The sequence below is a fragment of the Phocaeicola sp. ICN-14070 genome (genome assembly GCF_037892625.1).
GTDB lineage: Bacteria > Bacteroidota > Bacteroidia > Bacteroidales > Bacteroidaceae > Phocaeicola > Phocaeicola plebeius.
The window spans coordinates 1-22,384 of sequence record NZ_JBBKBF010000021.1; the positions used below are offsets into that span (position 1 = coordinate 1).

Consider the following 22,384-nt stretch of genomic DNA (forward strand, 5'->3'; position numbering starts at 1 on the left):
TTTTTTTGCCAAAGATACGAATTTAGCGAAAACCCACAAAAAAGCCATCCCGAAAGAAAATACAAGTTCTTACGGGATGGCATCTTATGTTAAAAAATCATCAAATTACAAATTTTCTTCAATCACAGCCTGCGCCGCTCTAAAACGCATCTGATAATCACTATCTTACTGATTTAGTGTATGTATAGTGTATGCGTTTAGCGTTCACTGTGTACGAACTGCCGTTTTTTGAGGATTTATTCCTCAACCGCAGCTTGAGCCTCTCTAAAACGCATCTGATAATCACTAACTTATTGATTTAGTGTATGTATAGTGTATGCGTTTTACGTTCACTTCGCTCTAAAATCGGCCTAAAATCAGGATTCTACAACTGCAGCGTGGACGGCAGCAATTGAATGCTGTATATCAGCCCATACAATAGCTGGTGTATGTGAAGTGTATGGACTTCAACCGCAACCTCGTCTGAATTGTGGCCTTTTTAGTGTACACACAAATGAGCACAGTCTTTTTTCTTGTTTCAAGCGTAATGACTGGATGGCAACATTACCAATCACTACCTCACTGATTGTTTAATAATATTACTTTTGTTTCGATTATAACTATCAGTTTCTGACACACTCCTTGTATCACCTACAAAGTTAATCATTAAACATTAAACATCCCACTTTTTCAATAGTAAAATAGTGTTTGACAGATGTTAAAGTTCAAATAGCGGCAATTACGTCTAAAATTCGCTCAACTATCCGGACAAAAACAGCGATAAGAATATGATTCTACAATTTAAAGTGATGGAAGCTGACACAAGTTTTCAGTTCTTCATCGTATCAATCATCTGCAGCCACTCGAATGGATCGATTCCTTCACGTCTTGCTCTAGCATTGAAAAAGTTCTTGTCAAAATCGCCATTATGAGCAACACACAAATCACATTCAATCAATTCATCTATAAAATCATTGAGTGCTTCATATCGATCAGACAAAACCTGTGTAACAAGAAACTCTTCTGTCAAACCATTCACTTGAATAGCTCCCTATTGCACACGATATTTATTCTCTGGCCATGGGAACCTCACGTATTGCCTGGAAAGTATTACCGTCAACAATTTGAAATGACAACTGCCATATGTCATTTGCATAAGGATTTATACCTCCTGTTTCTGTATCGAATATCAGTATTCTCATTATGGTCCTTATGTTTTATCAGTACATCAATCCTGCCTTCTTATATCTGGCAAGCCTTTCATCTATGTCATTACGATTCTTATGACCTTGCTCTTCTTGCTGCCTTGCTTTAGGCTTCTCCCTTTTCGACCTGCTCACTTCGGAGCATTTCATAAATGATGAAGATTTTCATTTCACTGTTACCATCCGGTAGTTCACGATCAAGAACAATACCACTTGAATAAGCACAGAAGATGCCATCTAGTTATTTCTCACTGCTCTGAGCATCTGAATTAAGATGGATATTCTTCATAATCCAATCCTTCATCACATCCACCTTCGACATGTCTGCTGACAAACCTGTTCTCTCTTTGTAACGGTCAAAAAAGTGAGGGGTATAGAAACACTTCTCAGCCTTTGCCAAAGGATTTGAATCAAGATATAGGAATCCGACAAGATGGAATCCACACGATTGAAGTACAATCCAAAGCACATATAATCGAGCATTCGCTGTTTTTGACTTATTACCCATTCACAGCTAAGCATGTAAATCAAGTAGTCAATTCCACGATTACCCTTAACCATAACAGGTCCATAAATCTTCAACACTTTTGGTTTTGTCTTTTGTAAGATTCTCCAGTATTTTGACAGAAGGTCATTCATCTGATGATAAACGAATCGTTCATCAAGGTCAAGAACCCTGATGATGTTGTTATAGTCGAATGCATCTGTTACGATTGATGGCATGACCTTCTCAATGGATTATTGTTTACACCAATACAGTGCTGCCTCACAAATCTGACCGGCACAGTCGACCTCACCATTTTCAAGCATGGTGACATCTATAACTTCTGATTCATCATAAGCATCTACATATATTGAGACTTGTTCATCCTGGTCACTTATCAGTTCTACCAAATATGTATTCATTACCTGAATCCTTTTGGGATATTTCATCGAGTTGTTCCTTCACCTTATACATTTCCAATCTTTCCTTCAGGAACTTGAAAATTGAAGGGTGAACAGAAAACTCATTTATCTTATTCCAACCATCGCCCAATGAATAAATCAACTCATTAACAAATGCTTCATCAGGAGTCTTATCACAAACCAATTTTCGAACATGAACCTTATTACCAATAGAGCTAAAATTACCACTTGGATTTGGACCTGCACAATACATCCATGTATTGGGTGAATACTTCCAATAATGAACATTGACACAAGCACCCAGAGTTTCCTCACGGCGAGAAGCTGTTCGGAAGTCCTGACCTTGCTTGATGTCATACTCTTTAGTTACCAAGCGCATGAGATTCCTTGTAACTCCGTCTTCTTTTCCAATAATCTTAACATCCTTATAGAACTGATTGTGTAGAACACCATCCTTGTTTTCACGAATACGTTGTCGGCACAATGCCTTTGCATCTGCTGACTGAACATTGTCCATCAACAGTTGGTATGCTTCGACTGGCACAATAGTGTCCTTTAATTCTTTCAAGGCACGAATCATCTCATCCAATTCCGGGAAGATATACTCTTCTGTATCATAAATATTATACTTAACCCCATCCTTCTCGATACAATAGACAATATCCTTGTTATATCCCTTTTTAAAGTCAGGTATTTGATATTCACGCATCTCGAAGTTTGCGTCTAGTACAGAGATAACACCATCCTGTGGTATTTTTTTCTCAATATCTCTATAGGAAAGCTGACCATCATTATCAATAGCCATTTGAACAAAGTAGTAGTCCTTGCTTTTAACCTTACTTTCTGCATAGGTTATAACGCATCCCTTAAAACGCTCAATCATCGCTTGTGGCAAAGTCGATTGCAGACAGTTTTCCTTAATCAGAATTTGACGAAAAATATTTTTGATTGTCGCATCATTTATCTCTGAACCTATCATTGAATCTTGAACAGGAATCAGCTTCTCCTGAAGATCCAACTTCTCCTGAAGGCGATGTATATCTTTTGACATTCGCTTTGCAGTTGACAATTCAGCCTCTTGATCCTTATCTCCAACGATACGAATACAGATTCTATTCTTACCCTTGGTCTTGACGAAAGTACCTTCAAAGCCAGTCTTAAACAACTTGTTAATATAAACTTTCGATTTGTCCTCTATCAAAGCACGACGTTCCTCTACGCCCTCTTCTTTGGCATGACATGAAATGTCTATCCAGGAAGAGGAAAGCATATTACGAACTAATTCATCTTCATTCTTAAACTCAGCTTCTTGCGACTGTAATAATTGAGGAGCATTATAAACAACAGGATCTACCGAAATATATTTAGAGTATGTAATCAAAAAATCATTCAGTACAGAAGAAATAATATAAGCCTGTGATTCCTCCAAATGGTCAATATCACTGAAATCCAAGAATGGAATACGATTTTTATTGTTCTTTCTGAATATGGAAGGGTGATTATAATACTCTTTGGTTCCTTTCTTCTTTTGTGACGAGAAGTATATGCGTTCATCACCAAATTCCAGATGGTAAATTAAAGAATCCTTCTTCTTGGAATTTTCAACCTTATCAGCCTCTGCAAAGGTACTGGTATGGGCTTGAAGCAAACCACCATAGGCAAACTCTAACTGTAAACCGAGTTCTTCACCTTGCTTTTTACCTTTATTATACAGGCTACTGCAAGTTCCACAGATGAGCTTACCATGTGCATAACTTAGAGTTTTGTCTCTATTTGGCATCATGGATAACATCAGGTTAAGCATATTGTGTGGATAAATTCCTTCCCTATAGCCTGGATTGTAACTGATTTGCTTTATCTTAACATTAACCTTCTCAAGCCGTTCCTGAAGCATGGCTGTAGTGATACCTTCCTTCTTTGCCGATGCAAAAAGGAATATGCGATGTTTGGTTGGGGCATTTGCATTTCCTTCTTTGACCATCTTATTGAACGCACAGACAGCACTATTAGGGCATAATCCTTCCAATTTACAATAAATACCTAAGTTGTTGTCAAAGTCATAGGAATCGGAGTATTCTATCTTGTACAAGTCGAAATCTTCCAGGAACTCATCCCAAAGGAAATCGACTTTTATATGATTGGTTCTTATCTTTTCCATAGTTGTTTACAAGATGTTTAACTTTTCGAGGACTGCCTGAATGTTTTTATCAAGGATAGCACCTGTCTCAACGTCAATCAGACCATTGATGATTGGCAGGTTCACACCACTTTCAAGTTGTATGGTATGAGTAAATGAATAGTTGCCAGCATATCGAGGAACATTGACTACAATATAGCTACCACCACATTCTCGAATTTTTCGCTCCCAAGACTGGGCATTGACATGCTGATTAAAGTCACTATCAGACATAAATTTCACATCCACATATAACTTATCATTGACTACCCAGTCAGCACGCTCCCAGATTTTTTCAGGAAGTGATCCTACATTACATGCTGCATTTTCAAGAATTGCCTTGAACACTTGCTCTCCAAAGTAACCTATATATACCTGTTGAATAACTTGTGGCGAAATAACCCATGATTTACCTTTCCAAGACGTACAATATCCATTAGTCTCAAAGTATTGTCTGATGAACCCTTGCTTCATGATTGCATCCAGACGTACACTGGTATCTGAATAACTTCGATTTTTTGCTTGTGCTTCAACAGATTGGATATAGAACATTCGCATTGACGGCTCAATATCGTTACTATCTTCAAATTCAGGATATTTCATTACATACTCACGTATCGAATGTAATCTTTCACGTATCTGACAGGCATACTTATCTGTACCCTTGAAACTGATACCAACCAACTCACTGATGTATCTATCTCTACGATGCTCATCATTGTTGAACGTAATATCCGATTCCTCCTCTTTGCCCTCAAAGCGATCAATGATATTTTGATTTTCATTGATAGCTTTCAAAACATGTTTGAGCAGGTCTGTCTGTATCTCAGGTTTCTTTGCTGTTACCATTGAGTAAGCCATATCCTCACCAATAGCAATATGAACTGACTTATTGTAGATGGTTGAGCGAGTTATACGCCCCAAAGATTGTACAGCCCACCGTAGGCAAAAAGCATCAAAAGCAGGAGTTTCTTTCAATGCAGCTTTGATTTGAATCTCTCGACCTTTCATGATTTCGCTCAGTTCATCAACAACACGGTGGTGTCTGCGTCGAAGCAATGCACGTTGGAAATCAGATTTTTCTTTGAGTTCTAATTGGTTGTCTGTACCCAATATACTCAATGATATACAAGCCTTTAGGTAGTCATCTACTTCAATCAGAGGGATAAAGTTTGTGGGCTTATCCATAATGATACCATCGAAATTGCATCGTGTATCTTTACGATCTTTGGTATTTGGAGCTTCTAGGCAATGTTTTTTTCTGTAATTGCTATCCGTTTCAAACAGATAATTTACGCCCACTGCACCTGACTGATAACATACGAAGCAGAACATCTTAAGTTTAGGTTCTTCCTTCAACAACTTCTCTACTTCCTCCAAGTCCCTCTTGAAATGCTCTCCACTAAGGAAGCAGACATTCAATTTAGGATATATATCTGAATGTCTGCGTGTGTTCTCATCATTAATGGCATGTTCATCCATTGAATCATTGTCGAATTTTTCTCCAAGCTTGGTTATTCTTGCTTGTTGAAGAATGTTCAATGCCTTCTTTATACCGATACTACTCTTACCTGTATATGAGAATGGCTGAAAATAGAGCCATGCCTTTGCGTCAGGATTTTCAATAAAATCCATATAGTGACTCAGCATATTCACCATTCTGGCAGAATTGTTCTTATCAAAGGTGTTCTTGTCGGCAGAAACGAAGTCAAGACAATCTTTGACAGCTTGATTACATTTGCCAAGATACTCCTCAATCTTTTCTTTTGGATTTGTATTTTCCTCTTTATAAATTGAGAACTTTACGTCAGGATTGGCATAATTGAGGGCTATATAATCTTCGATTCTTCGCAATGCATCATTGTCAATCTTCTCAACCTTTACGCCTTGTTTGGCTATATAGTTGAAGTCGTAGTTGTGAACTGGACTCTGACTGTCAGCCGTAGCACTACACATGATTACTCGATTATGGTTGACCATATCGAGCAACACGTTCTCAGGCATACACCTCATTTCGTGATAATCGAAACAACAAGAATAACGGTCATTGTCAAGAGAGTACACTTCTATGAAACTTATACCTTTATCATAGATAGATCTACTCTCGATCTCCTGTTTTTTTGAGTGAGGAGGTTCAAAATTTGTTCCACAACGTAACTCTTGTAGAGCCTGACGGTATTCTGTATTACCTTCGTTTATACCCATATATTTAATAATATGGTCAAAGGCACGCTCACCCTCAAGATCTACAGAAGTCTCGTAGCTTTTCTTTTTACGGAGTTCATTCTCAATTCTAGCATACTCTTCCGCATGTTTATCTACTATCTGAACAAAATTCTTCAGGAAAAGAATGATACGGTTTGCAGCAAACGAAAGGGTGTTGTCATTCTGGCTTTTCAACATTTGTTTTGGTTGAAGGTATGAGACATTCTCCTCTTTCTTGTTGTGAATGGACAATACGAAATTCTCTGCTGAAAATGTCAGGTCTTCATCATAGAAGATAATATTCAAATCCATATTTGGTTTAGTCTTAACTTCTTTGCAGGATTTAATTATTACATCACCAATCACTACCTCACTGATTGTTTAATGATATTACTTTTGTTTCAATTATAACTATCAGTTTCTGACACACGCCTTGTATCACCTACAAAGTTAATCATTAAACATTAAACATCCCATTTTTTTAGCAGTAAAATAGCGTTTGGCAGATGTTTAAGTTCAAATCACAGTATTTATTATCAAAAATTCGCCCAACTAGTCAGATAAAAACAGAGATAAGATTAGTCATTCTTGTTTTTAATGCCTATATTTGCAAATATCTTACGAAAATAACACTATAATAATATGATTCTACAATTTAAAGTCAAAAACTACCTCTCAATAAGGGAAGAACAAACATTGGACTTTACAGCGTCGGCTGACAAGACCTATGAAGAATATGCGGTGGTAAAAATCAAGAATGTACGCATATCCAAATTGGGAGTGATTTATGGCCCGAATGCCTCCGGAAAGAGCAATCTGCTGAAAGCCCTGGTGTGGCTGGTTTATTACGTTTTGTTGAACCGTCCGCGCAAAAGCACTTCAGGTACGGGACTGACACCTTTCTTGATGGATGCGGACAGCCGAAACCAGCGCTCCTCTTTTACGCTGATATTTTATATCGGCGACATCCGCTATGAGTATTTTGTGGAAATGGACGGAATGAGAATCTACAAGGAGGAACTTTATTTCTATCCCAACAGCCGCCGTGCCTTGTTCTTTGAACGCAAGTGGATAGAAGAAAAGGGCAACTCTACCATCTCTTTCGGACCATTGCTGAAGCTGACGGCTACGCAAAAGCTTTTCGTGGAATCCAACTGCCTACCCAATATGAGTGTGCTGGCCACCTACATGAATGCCAATGTGGAAAGGAATGCGCTGTTCGACAATCTGTGCGCATATCTGGAAAGAACGATCCTGCCCATGCTCGACAACCGGATGGATTTGGAACAGTTTGCCAACGATGTGGTGCGTCTGGACAGCGAGAGTAAAAAATTTATCTGTGAAATGCTGAACAAGGCGGACTTCAACATTTCGGACTTGTATATCAAGGAAGAAAAAGGAGAAGTGGCAGCAGAAACACTCGAAAAAGTCAGACAGATTGCGCATATTCTCCATTTGCCTGAACCGCAGACCGACAACCTGGCCAAGCAGGAACTGTTTTTCACCCACCAGACTCCTTTCTATACCGGAGATTTATCAAATATAGATGAGTCGGACGGAACCAACCGCATGTACGGACTTTCGGCCTTGCTTTATACCATGGTGAAGAACCAGCAGATTTTGGTATGTGATGAACTGGACAGTTCATTGCACTATGACCTGTTCACCCATATTCTGAAAACCTTCCTGGTCAATTCCGAAAGAGGGCAGCTCATCTTTTCCACCCACAACCTCATGTTGCTGGACGAGGAGTACATCCGCAGGGATATGGTGTATTTTGCCAACAAGAATCAGTCGGGCGCTACGGAAGTCTATCGTGCCAAGGATTTCGGCCTGCATAAGGAAGTGTCCATACTGAATGCTTACCGCGCAGGCAAACTCGGCGCCAAGCCCAATATGGGTAGCATTTTTCTAAATGACTAAAAGAGAAGGTATGGAACAGTTCAGACCATTGGAATATACAATCAAAATCTACGGGGAAGGCTTTACGGAATGGTTCTACTTTGACGGATTGAGAACAAACAACCGGTTCCGATTCTCCATGGTACCCGAGGTGCCCAAGAATAGCCGGAGTTCCTACAAGCAGAATCTGAAACTGATTGACAAGGAATTAAAGAAGAAACCACAGGAACGGGCAGATGCGTTGTTTCTGGTTATTGATACGGATACGCTGGTCAACAACAAGGAACAATACAACCTCTATCTGGCGACTAAAGAAAAATACAAAAAGCAGGGAGTCATCTTTATAGAAAGCCATCCCTGCATTGAACTTTGGTTCCTGTATCATCTGGCCGACCGTTTTGTCCGTACGAATTACGAAACCTACGAAGCATTGCGCCCGGCTGTAGAGAAAGTTCTACCCGGTTATGACAAAACCGCCAGGTACTATCAGAAGAATCAGTTCTTTCGTGAGAATATCCTGATGGATACCACCAAACGGGCACAGGCGATTGACTATGCCATCCGCTCATGTAAATACACACCGGTAGCGAATGAAATTGCCAATTATTCGGAAATATTCAAGGCAATCCACTTCTTTCGTTTGTTGCAGAAATTCGTGGAGATCCGGACGATGCTGGCGGAACATCTGAGAAGACCCATCTATCTTTCTCATGAAATAGAACAGCACAAGCAACTCCATGTTTATTGGGAGGAAAAAGACAACAAGCAACTCTGTTGCACATTGAAGTACAAAGAAGCAAAATTGTTCTGTTTCTTTGCCGACGGAACCATCATTGAAATGAACGACCGCGAGCCCTTGATGCACGCTCCTGAAATAATCAGCCGGATTGAACAAATAATAAAATAAATCTTACCTAAATGATGAAAAAGAGCAATCTCATCGAAGCGAGACGCCGAAAGGTGAATCCAAAAATCAGACATATAGTCGATTTATCATTCCAAATCGTGAACAGAATACACGAGATACTGAAAGCGAAAGGTCTGAAACAGAAAGACCTTGCACTGCGTCTGGGAAAGAAAGAGTCCGAAATCAGCAGATGGATGCGAGGTACTTACAACTTTAGCCTCAATAAGTTGATGGCCATTGAAGATGTACTGGGTGAACCCATCATTACTGTCTGCCAATCGGAAGTACCTCATGGCCCCTTATCCGTTTAAGGATATGGTTAAGTCATTCAAGGAAAAGGATTATTCACCATAGATAACCTTTTCTTTTTTTTAATCTCATGACCATCCTAAGCTGTTATATATGAAATGATTCAAGACACCTTTCATTTTTACAAACCATGCCAGACATTGCAGCCATACATTAGATACTATTGGGTATTTAAAAGCGACCAGATTTTAAATACCTTTACTTTTCCTATTGGCTGTCCGCAAATCATATTTCACAAAAAGACTCCATTGCTTATACCTGAATTGGGAATATGGCAAGACACCCTCACTATCAGCGGACAAGTCAATTTCTCATCCCACATCTATGCAAATGGCCATACTGAAATGATTGTTGTTGTCTTTCAATCACATACCTTGAATTTGTTCTTGAATATACCTACCATTTCCTTCTATAATCAGGAGGTATCCGGATTTGATATTGAGAATAAGAGCTTGATTGAATTATCCAAACGGATTTTAGACTGCGAAGACAACAATCTGTGCATTCAGTACATCGAAAGGTGGCTGCTTTCACAGGCTTCTACTATGCGTATGGGTACTGAATATAAATTTCAAAGAATAAACGAACCTCTTGCCCAGATTCTGAAGACTCCACAAGTTTCTGTAAACGAATTATCATCCATGGCTTGTCTCAGCAGGAAACAGTTTGAGAGAGAGTTCAAGACGTTTGTAGGCATGGGCCCCAAAGAATACACGCATATCGTTCGGCTGCAAAAAGCATTGTCTTTCTTACAGCATCAGAAAAGTACAGGAATAAACCATGCACAAATCGCATTAGCTAGCGGATATGCAGACCAATCGCACTATATTCGCGAATTTAAAAAGCACTGTGGATATACTCCCAGGTCACTTCTTGAAATGACAAGTCCATACTCAGACTTATTCACCCATCCCGTTTAATGTCCCTTTTGTTCTATCACAGACGGGATGCTATCACTACTTTTGCACCCCAAAAGCAGTGATGATGAAAGAAGTAAACCCACTAGAAACTAGCAGAGCATTCGCATTCGAAATGTGGATAAACGCACCCATGCCCATGGTGACATTCTTTAAAATGCTCCATGTGGCCCGTCTCGTTCAAGTCAGTAAGAAAAGAGGACTGAAATTCAATATGCTCATGTGTTACTGTATCGGCAAGGCAGCCTGTCGCATCAAGGAGTTTTATCTGCTTCCCGTCGGTGGCAAACTGATGCAATACGACAGCATAGCCGTAAATACCATTGTAGCCAACAAAGAAGGAGAAGTCAGTTCTTGTGACATTCCTTTCTCTGAGGACCTCTCCTTGTTCAATCAAAACTATCTTCAGCTGACCCAAAAGGTCGCAGACAGTTGCGTCAATCATGATTTGACAAACAGCATGGTGATTGGCACCTCTGCTCTGGCACAATATGAAATTGATGGTGCAGTAGGCATGTATAGCGGAATATTCAACAATCCTTTTCTAATCTAGGGAAAATACAAACACGGCTTCTTCAAGACCACGCTCACCGTTTCCTTTCAATTCCATCATACCCAAATGGATGGAGCGCACGCTTCTCGTTTTCTAGATGGAATACAATCAGAAATCAACAATCTGTCAAAATAAATATCTGAATATACAATGTATTTGTCCAATTAAATCCCGCAAAACGAAATGCGATGGTCGTGAAAAACGAAAAGCGATTTTTGAAGCAAAAACGAAATGCGCTCAAAAATCCCGATTACTCCCACCATCCGGTCAAAACACAAGCGTCGTTCAAACGCCTTTTGAAAGCTGTTTGAACGACGCTTTTTTATTGAATTTTCTCCTAAAATATCACTTAAAAACCCATTGCCAATTTAGCAAAAAATCGTATCTTTACATAGTAGTTATGCTGCCTCTTTGTATTCCGTCCTATCCACATCCTTAAACAGCATGATGTCTGTATAGGAGGAATTATAATTCATGCGCGCATTAAACTCCACTTTCTCGCTGCCTGTAAACGGGTTTCCTATGGTATTGTTCCTGCCCATCCAGTCGCATAACTCGATGATGGATGACTTATTGGAGGTAAAATAAATATAGTTCGTGCCTACGAGCGTCTGCAACACGTCTAAATAATCGGAAAGCCCCCAGTTCATTATATAGGTGCCGACCTCGGTGGAAAGATACGGCGGGTCTATCAGGAACACGACATTCGGGACATCCTTGTACCTGCTGAACAATTCCCTGTAATCGCATGAAACGACCTCCAGCCCATCTAAATAGTCAAGACAAAGATCATAGTTACATTTACGCACGGTATTGTAAAATGTTTCTTTTCGCAATCCGTCCAAATTAGTGGCATACTTCATGGAAAAGAGCAGGGAGGTCGAAAGCGTGATATAGTCCACGTAACCACGCTCTTTTTCTTCCTGTTCTATCAGGGACAGGATGGCTTCTTTTGTTTTTTCAGGTAGGACTTTCTGACGGGGAACAGATGCCACCACCTCCCGAATCTTATCCAGCAAGGCATTGGTGCGTGGAATATTCTCCAACCGATGTCGATAGTTATCAAAGTCATTATATACAACGGTGGCATCAGGCTTTTGGCACTTGGTTATATGCGACAACAAGCCAGAACCACCGAACAGGTCTACAAACACGGCGTCATCCGGATAATGTTTCAACACCTTGATAAATTCTTTTGCGAACATTCGCTTTTGCCCCTGAAAAGGAAGAGGGGCTGAAAGATACTGTCTTCTCATTTGCTTCTGGTTTAAAAAAGGATTGCAAAAATCCCCTTTTTATCCCTATTGACTAAAGAAAACGACCGTAGCATGCTGCACGAGGGTTGCAGCGATTCTTATACATTGAGATCAAAACGGACCCCTTCCTCCCCCGCCAGCAACCGGCACGTCTTGTCTATGTTATTCTCGTAAATGTGCACGTTTCCCAGGTTCAAGGTGATCGACTTCAACGGCAGGTCAATCTGCCGTGCGATCAGGTACAAATGGTATATGTCAGCCGGAAGCCCCAGGTTGGCATCGGAACTGCGCTGGTAAGCAGACAGCACCAGGCCGTCATCTTCTATCTGGAACTGCACCAGGCTAAGGCATGGCACTTGATTGCTTTCGGCACCGGTCTCACCCAAAAACAGCACATAATTCTTACTACAACGTTTCTCCCGGTTTATTTTCTCTATCAGAGACGGTAATCGCTCAAAATAGGTCGGATAACTGTTTATAAGGATACTTCCACAATAATCCCACCAACTTATACCGGCTTCACGGTATTTCTCTACCGACCTCTCCCCCTTCATAAACAATTGAAGCTCATCACGAAGTTTCCGGCGGGCAATATTATGCCCCTCGAATATGTCCAGCAAGTCCAAAGGGGACAAGGACAATCGTTCGTTCAGGAGGTATCTAATGTTTCCTTTCTTGTTACTTTGAGTCTTTCCCCGGCCAAGTATCTTGTCCAGGATCATGTAATACTTGTTCATGGCTGATTCTTTTTGTTTTGCACGAGTAAAGATAGCGGAATCTCCCTCCTACCCGCCATGAATTACATGCTTCACACTGTAAGCGGCTTGCAGTCACTTTGGAAACGTTTTATCAATCCGTAGACCTTGCGCTCGGATATACCGTACCGTTCTGCAAGTATCGCCACGATATACGTCATTTTTTCACCTGCCCTGAGTAGGTGAAAATAATCTGTATACAGATTGACATACCGGACATCTTCCAAACGGATACCGGATTCTAAAAGCCTCGTCAATAACTCACGATTGAAGTTTAATATCTCTATCACTTTCATACAAACAAAAATTTAGTACCTTTGCATCATCTCACTTACAAATGCGCATTCTTTGCGCAAATAATAAACCAAAAAAAGCCCATAGCGCGGCAGAGGGTATATGCCCCCGGTCGTGCGCTATGGGCGTTTTTGGTTAAAAGTAGGTGAGATGATTTTTAACAGGCCGGGGGCTTTTTTTCTATCCCTTCCCCCGCAGGGATTCATCCATTACCCGGCTTCATACAAAGCCAAGTCTAATGCGTCCTTTTTCTTCCATCCTTCAGACAACGCATCTTGTATGTGCTTCATCGCTTTCACGTAGAAATCCTGAAGGTCTGAAACCGTTTCAAACATCCTGTAATACGGCTCATCATCCGCACCCAGCTTGAACGTCACTGGCAGGTTCTGCCCTCCCGTTTGGACGGCAAGATCGTATGCAGCTTTGTAGTTGAACTGGTTCTCGCTTGATAACCATACCGGAATACCCTCGTATATGAATCCCGAAAGGATGGCCTTGTCAGTCTCCCGGTTATACCAAGCCGTAACCGTTGACCGTATCTCCTCGTCGGTCGGCTTATGGTTAAACTCCTCTTCCATGTAAGAAGCGGAATCGTCTTCCTTCTTTTGCACGTCCCAGCGGATGCGCCACTTGTTTTTGACCGGGTTCGTGCATTCCAGCAGCGATACACCGGCACTTCCTTCTACTCGTTTCATGTAAACACGTATTTGGTTCTACCTTTGCCAAACGTTTCCGTCTTGATGGTTGTTTCAAACGGAAAACCGTCCGGCATTTCCCTTACCTGTGCAAGGATGTTTTTCATTTCTTCCGAATTAGTGAAAAACTTCTTGGACTCACCATTCTGCTCGATACTCACGATACAGCGGTCCTCGCCTTGTTCTGTCTTGATTCCCGTTTCAAAGTCTTTCACTATGATAGGAAGGTTTACCAGTTCCCGGATGCTTACCACAGTGCCGGGAAAACGTTTCTTGCCGTCCTCCGGCTTATAGGAAACGTTCAAATCTTTAAATGATCTCATTTCTTTGCCTGTTAATTTTTTAAACAACATATTACAGTCTGCGTGACCGGCCATGCCATAGAAGCTGGCAACCAGCTCACGCCGTCTTCTTCTCGATTTTACCTCGTGCATTTTTCGGGCAAATTTCTGCTTGATACGCTTCCTGAGCCGGACATGGTCCGGAGCATAAATCACGTACCCCAAAAAGTCAATGCCCTCACCCACCGGGAACACCCTCTCATTTGGCTTTATGGAAAGCCCGATAGAGTTTATCCGCTCATGGACGGCATCACGAATCTTCCACAATTCCTCTTTCGTTTTACCGAGCACGACACCGTCATCACAATAGCGGTAGTAATAACGGATACCGTACTTATCTTTCAAAAAATGATCTAAATAAACAGACAACAACAAATTGCCCAGTCCCTGTGAACTCCTCAGGCCGATACTGATACCCTCAGGCATCAGCCGGACAAAGTTATCCAGCATGGCGATGAGCTTCCTGTCCTTGAATATCCGGTTCACGCAATACATCACGAAATCTTGTTTCACGCTTTCGTAGAACTTCTTGATGTCAAACTTATAACAGAACCGCGTGCCTTCCGGATCTTCTTTCATATCACGGCGAATATACGCCATCAGATCGTGCGAGCCACGTTTTTTGATGCTGGCCGAAGTGGTTCGGATAAACCGTTTCCTCAAACGCTTGTCTACGATGGTCATGATAGCGTGTACGGCGATACGGTCTCTCATGCTTAGTACCTGAATACGCCGTAACTTACCACCTTCCACTATATCCCGTTCATGATAATCTTTCACCCGGAAACTTCCGGATGCGATCGATGCGGTCAGTTCATCCAATACTTCTTCCTTATGCGCAAGCAGGTAACGCCCTTGGCGGCTACGCTTTCTTTTAGTGCCGCGAAGGACTTGATCAAAGGAATCCTCCATATTGGACGGTTCTATAATCTCTTCTATTATGTAACCTTCTCTACGCATATCATATCACATTACGGCCACACGGCCTTCAATCTCCCGGGCCTGACTTCTTCGAGCCTTGCGGCCTACCAAACTCTACCCGACGCTTGATTTCTCAGTTTTCCAACCCTTCCGGGCCGCTGTTACTGGGGCTTGTTCCCCTCGGCTCCACGGTGGGGACAAGTCCCCGGTGTTGTACGCCGATTTTAATTTCCTTCGATTGTTGTTCAGACGGGAACCGATATTCGAGTTCGAGTTCGAGGCATCGTTATTCGCATTCGCGTACGACACACCACCATTCGCATTCGAGTTATTGTACCCACGAAAAACCACACGGCTTAAAGGAAACGCCACCCTTTGGAATACAAAGGTATTATTTTTCATGCGGAAACACTGTTGATATTATATTTTCGACGGGCTTACGCCCGTTTTCGTTCGCTTCGGATCACACAAACGGGAACGAGAACGCTTTACGTTTTGTCGCTTCGCTCCCGTTTTCGATCATGCCTTTTCGACTATCGCCTTGTACGCTTCCACGCTTTCCGCTTTGACGATCCGACCGCGGAAGGCCAGACGCGAGCCGACACCCGCAACCGTGTGCGAAGCATCGACATTCGCACTCGCATTCGACACACCGCCATGCGCGCTCGCATTGTAGCACCCGCGATAGACCACACGGCTGGCTGCGGTAGGTATGTAGTATTTATCGCAATAATACGTGCTGGACGAACCGTTTGCGGTTCCCACTGGTATCACGTCCATATACTTGCCATGGGCGACACCCGTTATCCACTGGTCGCTCGAGGTCTTGCCTTTCACCATACGGGTCGTACCGTCCGGCATCCAGATACGCCACTTGCCCTGGTTTGCGCTGTCATTGGGTAAATCTACGCCGTCCATCATGTCGTACTTATGCCCGTAGATATCCTCATAGCCCAGACAACTGATATTGTTTACCTGAGTCACGGTCGGAGAACCATACTCGTCCTGCCCACGATACCAAGCGTACTGGTGGATAGAACCGTCCACGATGGAATTCGTGATCTTGTCGTTTATTTTATACGCTTCATCATAACCGATCGTATCCTGCATGCCGTAGCCCGCCGTACCGCCCGTGATACGATTGTTCGTATGCTGACCGCCTCCGCACTGTTCCTGGCTGTCACGACGGCCATATCTTGCGTAAAACAAGTTCGCTATACGGGAGTGCATCAACGCGTCTATCTGTTGCATACCGCGCTGAACCGAGTAATAATGAAAGTCGATCCAGTTCATGCTGGCCGTCGTGGAATTACCCGTTACGCATGAACGCAACTTGCTACCCACCACACTGCTACCCACCACGGCGCAAAGATGTTCCTCGTTGGCCACCCAATCGGGCTCCATATCCTCGATCTTGTCGGAGTTGGAAAGAACGACCTTGTCGAACTCGGCCGTGTTCAAGATCGAGAAGTGCAAGGCCGTGGCGTCCTCCGGAACATCCGATATCAAGTACATGCCCGCCTCGAACTTCAAGCCGATCGTTGGAACCACGATGGTTTTGACTACGTTTCCAGAGCCGTCTACAAATAGACTGCCGACCAGACCCGTGCCGGGAACACTCGGAAAACGCACACGCTTGTAACCTTGCACATCCACCTTGCAGACCGAATAAGTCTTGTCCGTGCTATAAGAATCCTTCAACGTGGGCTTGCCACTCAGTAGTTTGCGTTCCGCCAAGTAGCCGTCCTTGGTCTCTTTTATATCATCCAGTGTCAAAACGGTTACTTCGGGGATGGGAGGCATATCGTCGGGGCCGTTGGAACTGTAACAGCTGTAATATTTCTCGTTCAGGTAGTCATTGACACCTTTCGACCAAAAGAACGGTTCGTACATCATCCAGTCGCCCTCGCTGCTGTCAAGTTTGGCTGCGCTGCCATCGTAGTATTTATTACTGCTGGTATCATCCAACGGACAATAGGTCATCTCGCCGTCCGGATTGTTCACGTCAACCGTCTGGCCCGCCATCTCCACTTTACGGCTCGTGGGCTTTTTCGTCACCTTGGCAAGCACACGGTGGCGCTTCTTGAGGATCGCCGCCACGTGGGCATTCATGACGTAAGTATTGCCATACTTATAACCGGTCTCGTTGTCCGGGTTGGAAATGTTGGCATCGTCCGGAGCGCTTTCGTCCGACTCGATGATGCTGTAGGCCGGTTGTACGATCTCCAGTTCCGGATACCGCTCACGATACCGGTCGGCCTGTTCGTCATCCATGTACTTTGTCAGGCAGAGCCTGCCACGCAATCCGGAATGCCGGTTGTCTATCGCTCCGGTGGAGGTATAGGTACCATAATCGTAGTATTTCCCGAGCAGCCTGCCGTCATCCTCCATATCGATGTCAAGGACAAAACGCTCCAGTTTACCGCTACCGTTCAACTTGGCCTGATGAAGACGTTCCAGCATGGCAAACCCGTCAATGCCCGGGCAACCCATGAACCGGTAGCCTCGCACGTTACCGATGCCATCCAGTACCAATCCGCTCTCTGCCAACCTGGGAAGATATTCCAGAAACAGTTCCTCTATCGTTTCCGGCAAGCATAACTGCACAACAGGCGCACCGGTGGCAAGTTTCACGCGGGTAAGCCCCGTGCCTCTCACGTCCAGCTTCTTCAACCGTCCCTGCCAGCTCAAGTCCAAGGTCGTCACGTTGCCGTTATCGCCATTCCGTGCCAGCAGGTTGTTGCGCATATTAAGCTCTTCCAGAAGAAGCATGCCGTTCGTCGAGGCCATGAATGAACCGTTACGATAACCGCTGGCTTTCTCCACGCTCATGTCAAGTTTAACCAATGAGGTAAGCAAGCCGAAATTGAATCCGATGGCGAACGCGTCCTCATGCCACACCAGCTCCTTGATTTTGGCCGCGCCGATAATCTTCAGCGGGTCGTTCTCACCGAAGGCACGGGCCAGCTGCAGGGAGTGGAACACGTCCGCATCCACCACGCCGCTGTCGGCCTGCACGCCGTTGCTGGTGGAAAGCTGCACACGGTACGGGATGGTCAGCCGGTACTGCATCGGCTTCAGTTTGTATGCCTTGTCCAGCGATGCCGTACTCTGGTAGAACTGGGCGCCCAGCGTAGAGACATAACCGTACTCCACCTGCTTCAGGTCATACCTGCGCTGGATGAAATAGTTACGGTGAGCTTTCAACGAACCCTTCAGACCGTAGATCTGCGGATACGTCTGTTTGGCACCGTCAGCCCCCACCGGCATCTCGTTCAGGAACGGATACACATACTTGAAGATGCCTGATTTGTTGTACAGCCGGCTGCACCACTTCTTCATCTGCTCGGTGTCGAAATGGTCAACTGCCTTCTGGATGCTGAAGGCACTCATGAAGCTGGTACCGCCGTTCACACCCCTGGTCATCACTTCTTCCAGCAGATTGCCCATATTGCCCAGTATCAGGTTCCACAGCCAGCTGTTGTGTCCCTGCATCACATAGGCACCGTCCCGCTTGGTCTGCCGGTTGTCATCATACTTCCCGGTCAGGAACGACTTGTTGTCCGAACCCAGCTGGCAGTCTCCGTCGTAATAGGTTATCCACCACATCACGCCGTCCCACGTCCGCACAAGCATGTTTTTCGCCAGCTGGTCCACACCTAGGTTGAACTGTACATACAGGTAGTAGGCGGCCAGGTTGGGAAGGTTGAAATACTTCCCGGCTTCCGCCTTGAAGGTCGGGCTCGCCCATTTGGCCGTCGGGAACTTGTTGCCGTCATCCTCATAGTCCACCCCGTCAAAGGTGTGCGTCTCCTTGTTATAGGTCAGATTCTTGCCGGCAGGCGTTTCCTTCACGCATTTATAGAGGAAACTCATCATGCGGTCAAGCGCCTTGTACATCTTGTCGTACTTGTCACCGGTGCCCAGGTGTTCCTTGATGTTCGGTTCTTCTTCGGCATCACCTCCGCCATCGTTCCAGAACACGTCTTTCGGATGGTTGAACTCGAAACCGCCGTCAAAGTTGAAATCCATGAAATCCGTATGGTCGGGCTCCGTGGACGGCAGCCAGCGGAACAGGCACAGGTCGTTCGAGTTGTTCAACGTCTCGATGCAGATGGGCAGGTATTCCTTCGGCCGGTCGCCGTTCGCCTGCAGGTAGTTCAGCGTATCACCGGTCCCCCACTGTTCTTCGCCGATGGTCTTGTCCTGGCCGAATATCGGGTAGCTGTCGCTCTTCTCGTTGTTCATGTTGTACTGGCCGTAGTAGGTCAGATCCTCATCCACGCTCTTTGCCACAAACAGGTCACAGGGCAAGCCGTCAATGGCCGAGCGTATGTCTTCCTTGCACGTATCCGCATGGTCGGCGGCATACTGCTGGGCAGGGGTCAGGATGCCCATTTCCTTCATGCCGTCATGGATGAACTTCGCGCCACCGGTGTTGGTGGTCATGGAGGAGTCCGAAAAGTCACACTTCGCACAGGCGAGTTTCGCCCCCACCGAGTTGTCCCGCAGTCGGAACAGGTTCTTCTTACCCTCCGTAGCTGTCGGGTTGCTCTGCTGCCCGTTACCGTCTATCTCGCCGTAGCTCATCCGTGCCGTGTAACCGCTGGCTGTCTTCTGGAAGTAGAAGCGCAGGTTCTTGCGGGCATAGTTCACCGAACTGGTACCCTGGATACGCAGATAAATGTCACGGGCTATCCAGTCCAGCGCCCGGTTCTCACCGTTGTAGAATCTAACTTCCCGGCACAGCTTGTTGGCCTTCTTGTTGTTCAGCTGGGCCAGCGCGTCCATCACGTTCAGCGTGTCGCTCTCGCTTGGCACCTCACTGCCCACGCTGCCCGTGCCTATCAGTACCAGGATCGAGTTCCGCCGCTTCTTCATCAGTCCCATCAGCTTCTCCATGCTCACCGTGTCCCCCTCGTTCAGCACGCGGTTGTCCTCATCCAGCGAGCGCACGCCCGGTTCCCCGTCGGCATCCTCCAGATGGTTGCGGTCCACGATGTAGTTGTTAAGCACCTCGTCCGAGGTCAGCGCCTTGTTATAGATGCGCACGCTCTTCACGTTCAGGTCAGCCCCCTCCGATTTAAACTCCAGCTGGCTCCGGATGTCGAAGTTCACCTTGTCCAGCCACTTCGAGGCGGCCGACTCCTCCCCGTTCACATAGAAGCCGATCAGCGTCCGCTGCTCGTTGGTCTCCACGTCCGGGTAGAACACGTAAGTGATACGGATATTCTTACCGGGTTCAAACTTCGTACCCACCGAGTCCTCATAGCGCAGGACCTGACCGGCATCCATCGCCTCCGTCACCACGCCGGTAAGGAACTTCGCCTCCTCCGGGGTCACCACCAGCCCGTAACGGTTGCCGTTTTGCAGGGTGCCCAGACAGGTGATCAGCTCCGCGTCGGTGTCAGTCACGTTGGCCGTGCTGTATTCTATCTCCAGCGTCATGCCCACGTCGCAGATGGCAAAACCCTCGGGCTTGTCCGCCTCATTGAACGGGCGATAACCGCCGTCTGCCGTCAGTGTCATGCCCGCACCGCCGGCCAGCAGCAGGCGGTCCTTGTGCCAGCCGCTTCCTGCGCCGTATTCGTTCACGCTCCACAGCACATCACGGAATTCCATCCGTTTGTCCCCGCTCACCCAGCTTTCCGGGTTGTTTTCCGTGTTGCTTCGCCCGAAGGCATCGAACGTGCACACGGCATCCGGTGCCAGCGTGGCTTCAATGTCGGGGTGCGATGTGGTGTTCACCTGCACCTCAAGCACGGCATCACCGCACGACACACGGTAATCCAGCGGTTCCACGTTCACGTTCGTCCGCCCGTAGCTGCCGGTCTCACCGCGCTGCAGCAGGTCTTCCTTCACCACACTGCCCCGGCTGGTCACTTTCACACGGGCCGTGTACGCATCCCTGTCATAGCCGGCATACGTGAAGTTCCACGCCGTGAACTGCTCTGCCTCCAGTACGGGGTGCTTCCAGTCACGCTGGAATCCTGCCGCCCGGTGGTTGAACATCATGCCGGCATAGGCCGTCACACCTTCCCCGGCTTTCAGCAGGGTCAGGTAGTGTATCTCGCTCACCACGCCGGAGTTCTCGTGCAGCGCATAGGCTTCCACCACGTTCATGCCCTCCCGCATTTCACTCAGCGCAACGGTGACGTTCTTCTGCTGGACACCGGAACCGGCTGACAGGCCAAGCGTATAGGGCTGCCCGCCGTTGATACGGTAGTAGATGTTCTTCTCGCCACTCGTTCCCTTAGCAGTAAATGGGATGTTCACGTCGTTCCGGTATCCCCCGTCAGCCAGTCCGTTCCCAACCGAATAAGTGGTACTTAGTTCCATAGCCACCATCGTCACCCTGGCGGTAGCGGTTTTCATCAGCGTACCGCCATCATAACCGGCCTGCGCCTCCACCTGCACGGTGTAGGTCGTGGCATCCTTCAGGTAAGGCGACGCGTCAAAAGTATAGCTCTGACCGGCCGTAACGCCGACAAACTCCGCATCCTGGAATTCCGAAAGGACCGTGGAGCCACGTTTTACGACCACCTTGGCCTTCAGGTCGCTGTAGCCACTCACCTCGCCGCCACCGGCCGTGCCCACGCCAACGGCATATCTCACCACGAAACCGGTCCCCAACGACAAATACTGGGAAGCGGGCAAGGAGGAACCCGAAGCATCGGTCAGGTCTATATTCACCACCACCTTGTCATCGTCCGTGTACTTGGAAAAGCGCACCTCCCTGTCGCTTTCCCCGCCTTCGCCATTCTTCTGCGTGACTGTCATCACGTACTGAGTGCCGTCCTCGCTGTCCGTCACGTCGATATTCGTCACGGTACCCACCAGCGAGGCGAACACCGCGCCGCTCGTGGGGGCTTTCGTCTCACCGGCGGCCAGCTCCTCCGTAGGGGTGGCCTTGTCATCAATACTTTTGATATAGTTCTCCACCAACCGGCCGCTCACCGGAAGATTACCCGTGGATTCGTCACCGGACCAATCGGTCTTCTGCATATCCAGACCGTCCTCGTCATACACTTTTTTCGCCATATCGTTATTCTTTAAAAGTTAT

At 45.7% G+C, this 22,384-nt stretch carries 14 protein-coding genes and 1 pseudogene; 5 read left to right on the plus strand and 10 right to left on the minus strand.

The genetic code is table 11. The features are described from left to right. Positions 1–808 precede the first annotated feature (808 nt). The 4 genes from WKT20_RS07690 to WKT20_RS07705 all read right to left on the minus strand — a co-directional run bounded on the left by WKT20_RS07690 (position 809) and on the right by WKT20_RS07705 (position 6,783). Entirely contained in the window at positions 809–1,009 is a 201-nt protein-coding gene (locus tag WKT20_RS07690; RefSeq protein ID WP_340417132.1) for a hypothetical protein, read from the minus strand. Positions 1,010–1,425: 416 nt separating this feature from the next. Then, positions 1,426–1,692 (minus strand): hypothetical protein, encoded by a 267-nt coding sequence (locus WKT20_RS07695; RefSeq protein WP_340417133.1) that lies wholly within the window; start codon positions 1,690–1,692, stop codon positions 1,426–1,428. 366 nt (positions 1,693–2,058) lie between these two features. Then, positions 2,059–4,248 (minus strand): hypothetical protein, encoded by a 2,190-nt coding sequence (locus WKT20_RS07700; protein ID WP_340417134.1) that lies wholly within the window; start codon positions 4,246–4,248, stop codon positions 2,059–2,061. A gap of 6 nt (positions 4,249–4,254) precedes the next feature. Further along, positions 4,255–6,783, minus strand: a complete 2,529-nt coding sequence (locus WKT20_RS07705; RefSeq protein WP_340417135.1) for a hypothetical protein — start codon at positions 6,781–6,783, stop codon at positions 4,255–4,257. 330 nt (positions 6,784–7,113) lie between these two features. Here WKT20_RS07705 and WKT20_RS07710 point away from each other — a divergent pair, with 330 nt between their 5' ends. The 5 genes and pseudogenes from WKT20_RS07710 to WKT20_RS07730 all read left to right on the plus strand — a co-directional run bounded on the left by WKT20_RS07710 (position 7,114) and on the right by WKT20_RS07730 (position 11,194). Next, the gene (locus tag WKT20_RS07710) at positions 7,114–8,394 is read left to right on the plus strand and encodes an AAA family ATPase (RefSeq protein ID WP_340417136.1); all 1,281 of its coding nucleotides are present in this window, start codon (positions 7,114–7,116) and stop codon (positions 8,392–8,394) included. A 10-nt stretch (positions 8,395–8,404) separates the two neighbouring features. Beyond that, a complete protein-coding gene (locus tag WKT20_RS07715; protein WP_340417137.1) occupies positions 8,405–9,280 on the plus strand; it encodes an RloB family protein in 876 nt (291 codons plus the stop codon). A gap of 11 nt (positions 9,281–9,291) precedes the next feature. Beyond that, the gene (locus WKT20_RS07720) at positions 9,292–9,591 is read left to right on the plus strand and encodes a helix-turn-helix domain-containing protein (RefSeq protein ID WP_340417138.1); all 300 of its coding nucleotides are present in this window, start codon (positions 9,292–9,294) and stop codon (positions 9,589–9,591) included. A 96-nt stretch (positions 9,592–9,687) separates the two neighbouring features. Beyond that, complete coding sequence (locus tag WKT20_RS07725; protein ID WP_340417139.1) at positions 9,688–10,509, plus strand: helix-turn-helix domain-containing protein; 822 nt, start codon at positions 9,688–9,690, stop codon at positions 10,507–10,509. A gap of 64 nt (positions 10,510–10,573) precedes the next feature. After that, positions 10,574–11,194 (plus strand): annotated as a pseudogene (locus WKT20_RS07730) (CatA-like O-acetyltransferase, family 2). A gap of 263 nt (positions 11,195–11,457) precedes the next feature. On the opposite strand, the gene WKT20_RS07735 reads toward WKT20_RS07730, so the two are convergent. From WKT20_RS07735 to WKT20_RS07760, 6 genes are all read right to left on the minus strand, one after another. Next, positions 11,458–12,315 (minus strand): DNA adenine methylase, encoded by an 858-nt coding sequence (locus WKT20_RS07735; RefSeq protein ID WP_340417140.1) that lies wholly within the window; start codon positions 12,313–12,315, stop codon positions 11,458–11,460. A gap of 98 nt (positions 12,316–12,413) precedes the next feature. Then, positions 12,414–13,052 carry a thymidylate synthase gene (locus WKT20_RS07740; protein ID WP_340417141.1) on the minus strand — a complete coding sequence of 213 codons (639 nt, stop codon included), beginning with the start codon at positions 13,050–13,052 and terminating at the stop codon, positions 12,414–12,416. A 71-nt stretch (positions 13,053–13,123) separates the two neighbouring features. Continuing rightward, entirely contained in the window at positions 13,124–13,366 is a 243-nt protein-coding gene (locus WKT20_RS07745) for a hypothetical protein (RefSeq protein WP_195349257.1), read from the minus strand. 207 nt (positions 13,367–13,573) lie between these two features. Then, on the minus strand, positions 13,574–14,059 hold the full coding sequence (locus WKT20_RS07750) for a DUF4376 domain-containing protein (protein WP_340417142.1): 486 nt from the start codon (positions 14,057–14,059) through the stop codon (positions 13,574–13,576). Beyond that, on the minus strand, positions 14,056–15,360 hold the full coding sequence (locus WKT20_RS07755; RefSeq protein WP_340417143.1) for a reverse transcriptase domain-containing protein: 1,305 nt from the start codon (positions 15,358–15,360) through the stop codon (positions 14,056–14,058). Before WKT20_RS07755 ends, WKT20_RS07750 begins: the two co-directional genes overlap by 4 nt. Positions 15,361–15,840: 480 nt before the next feature. Then, the gene (locus WKT20_RS07760; protein ID WP_340417144.1) at positions 15,841–22,362 is read right to left on the minus strand and encodes a hypothetical protein; all 6,522 of its coding nucleotides are present in this window, start codon (positions 22,360–22,362) and stop codon (positions 15,841–15,843) included. Positions 22,363–22,384: the final 22 nt, after the last annotated feature.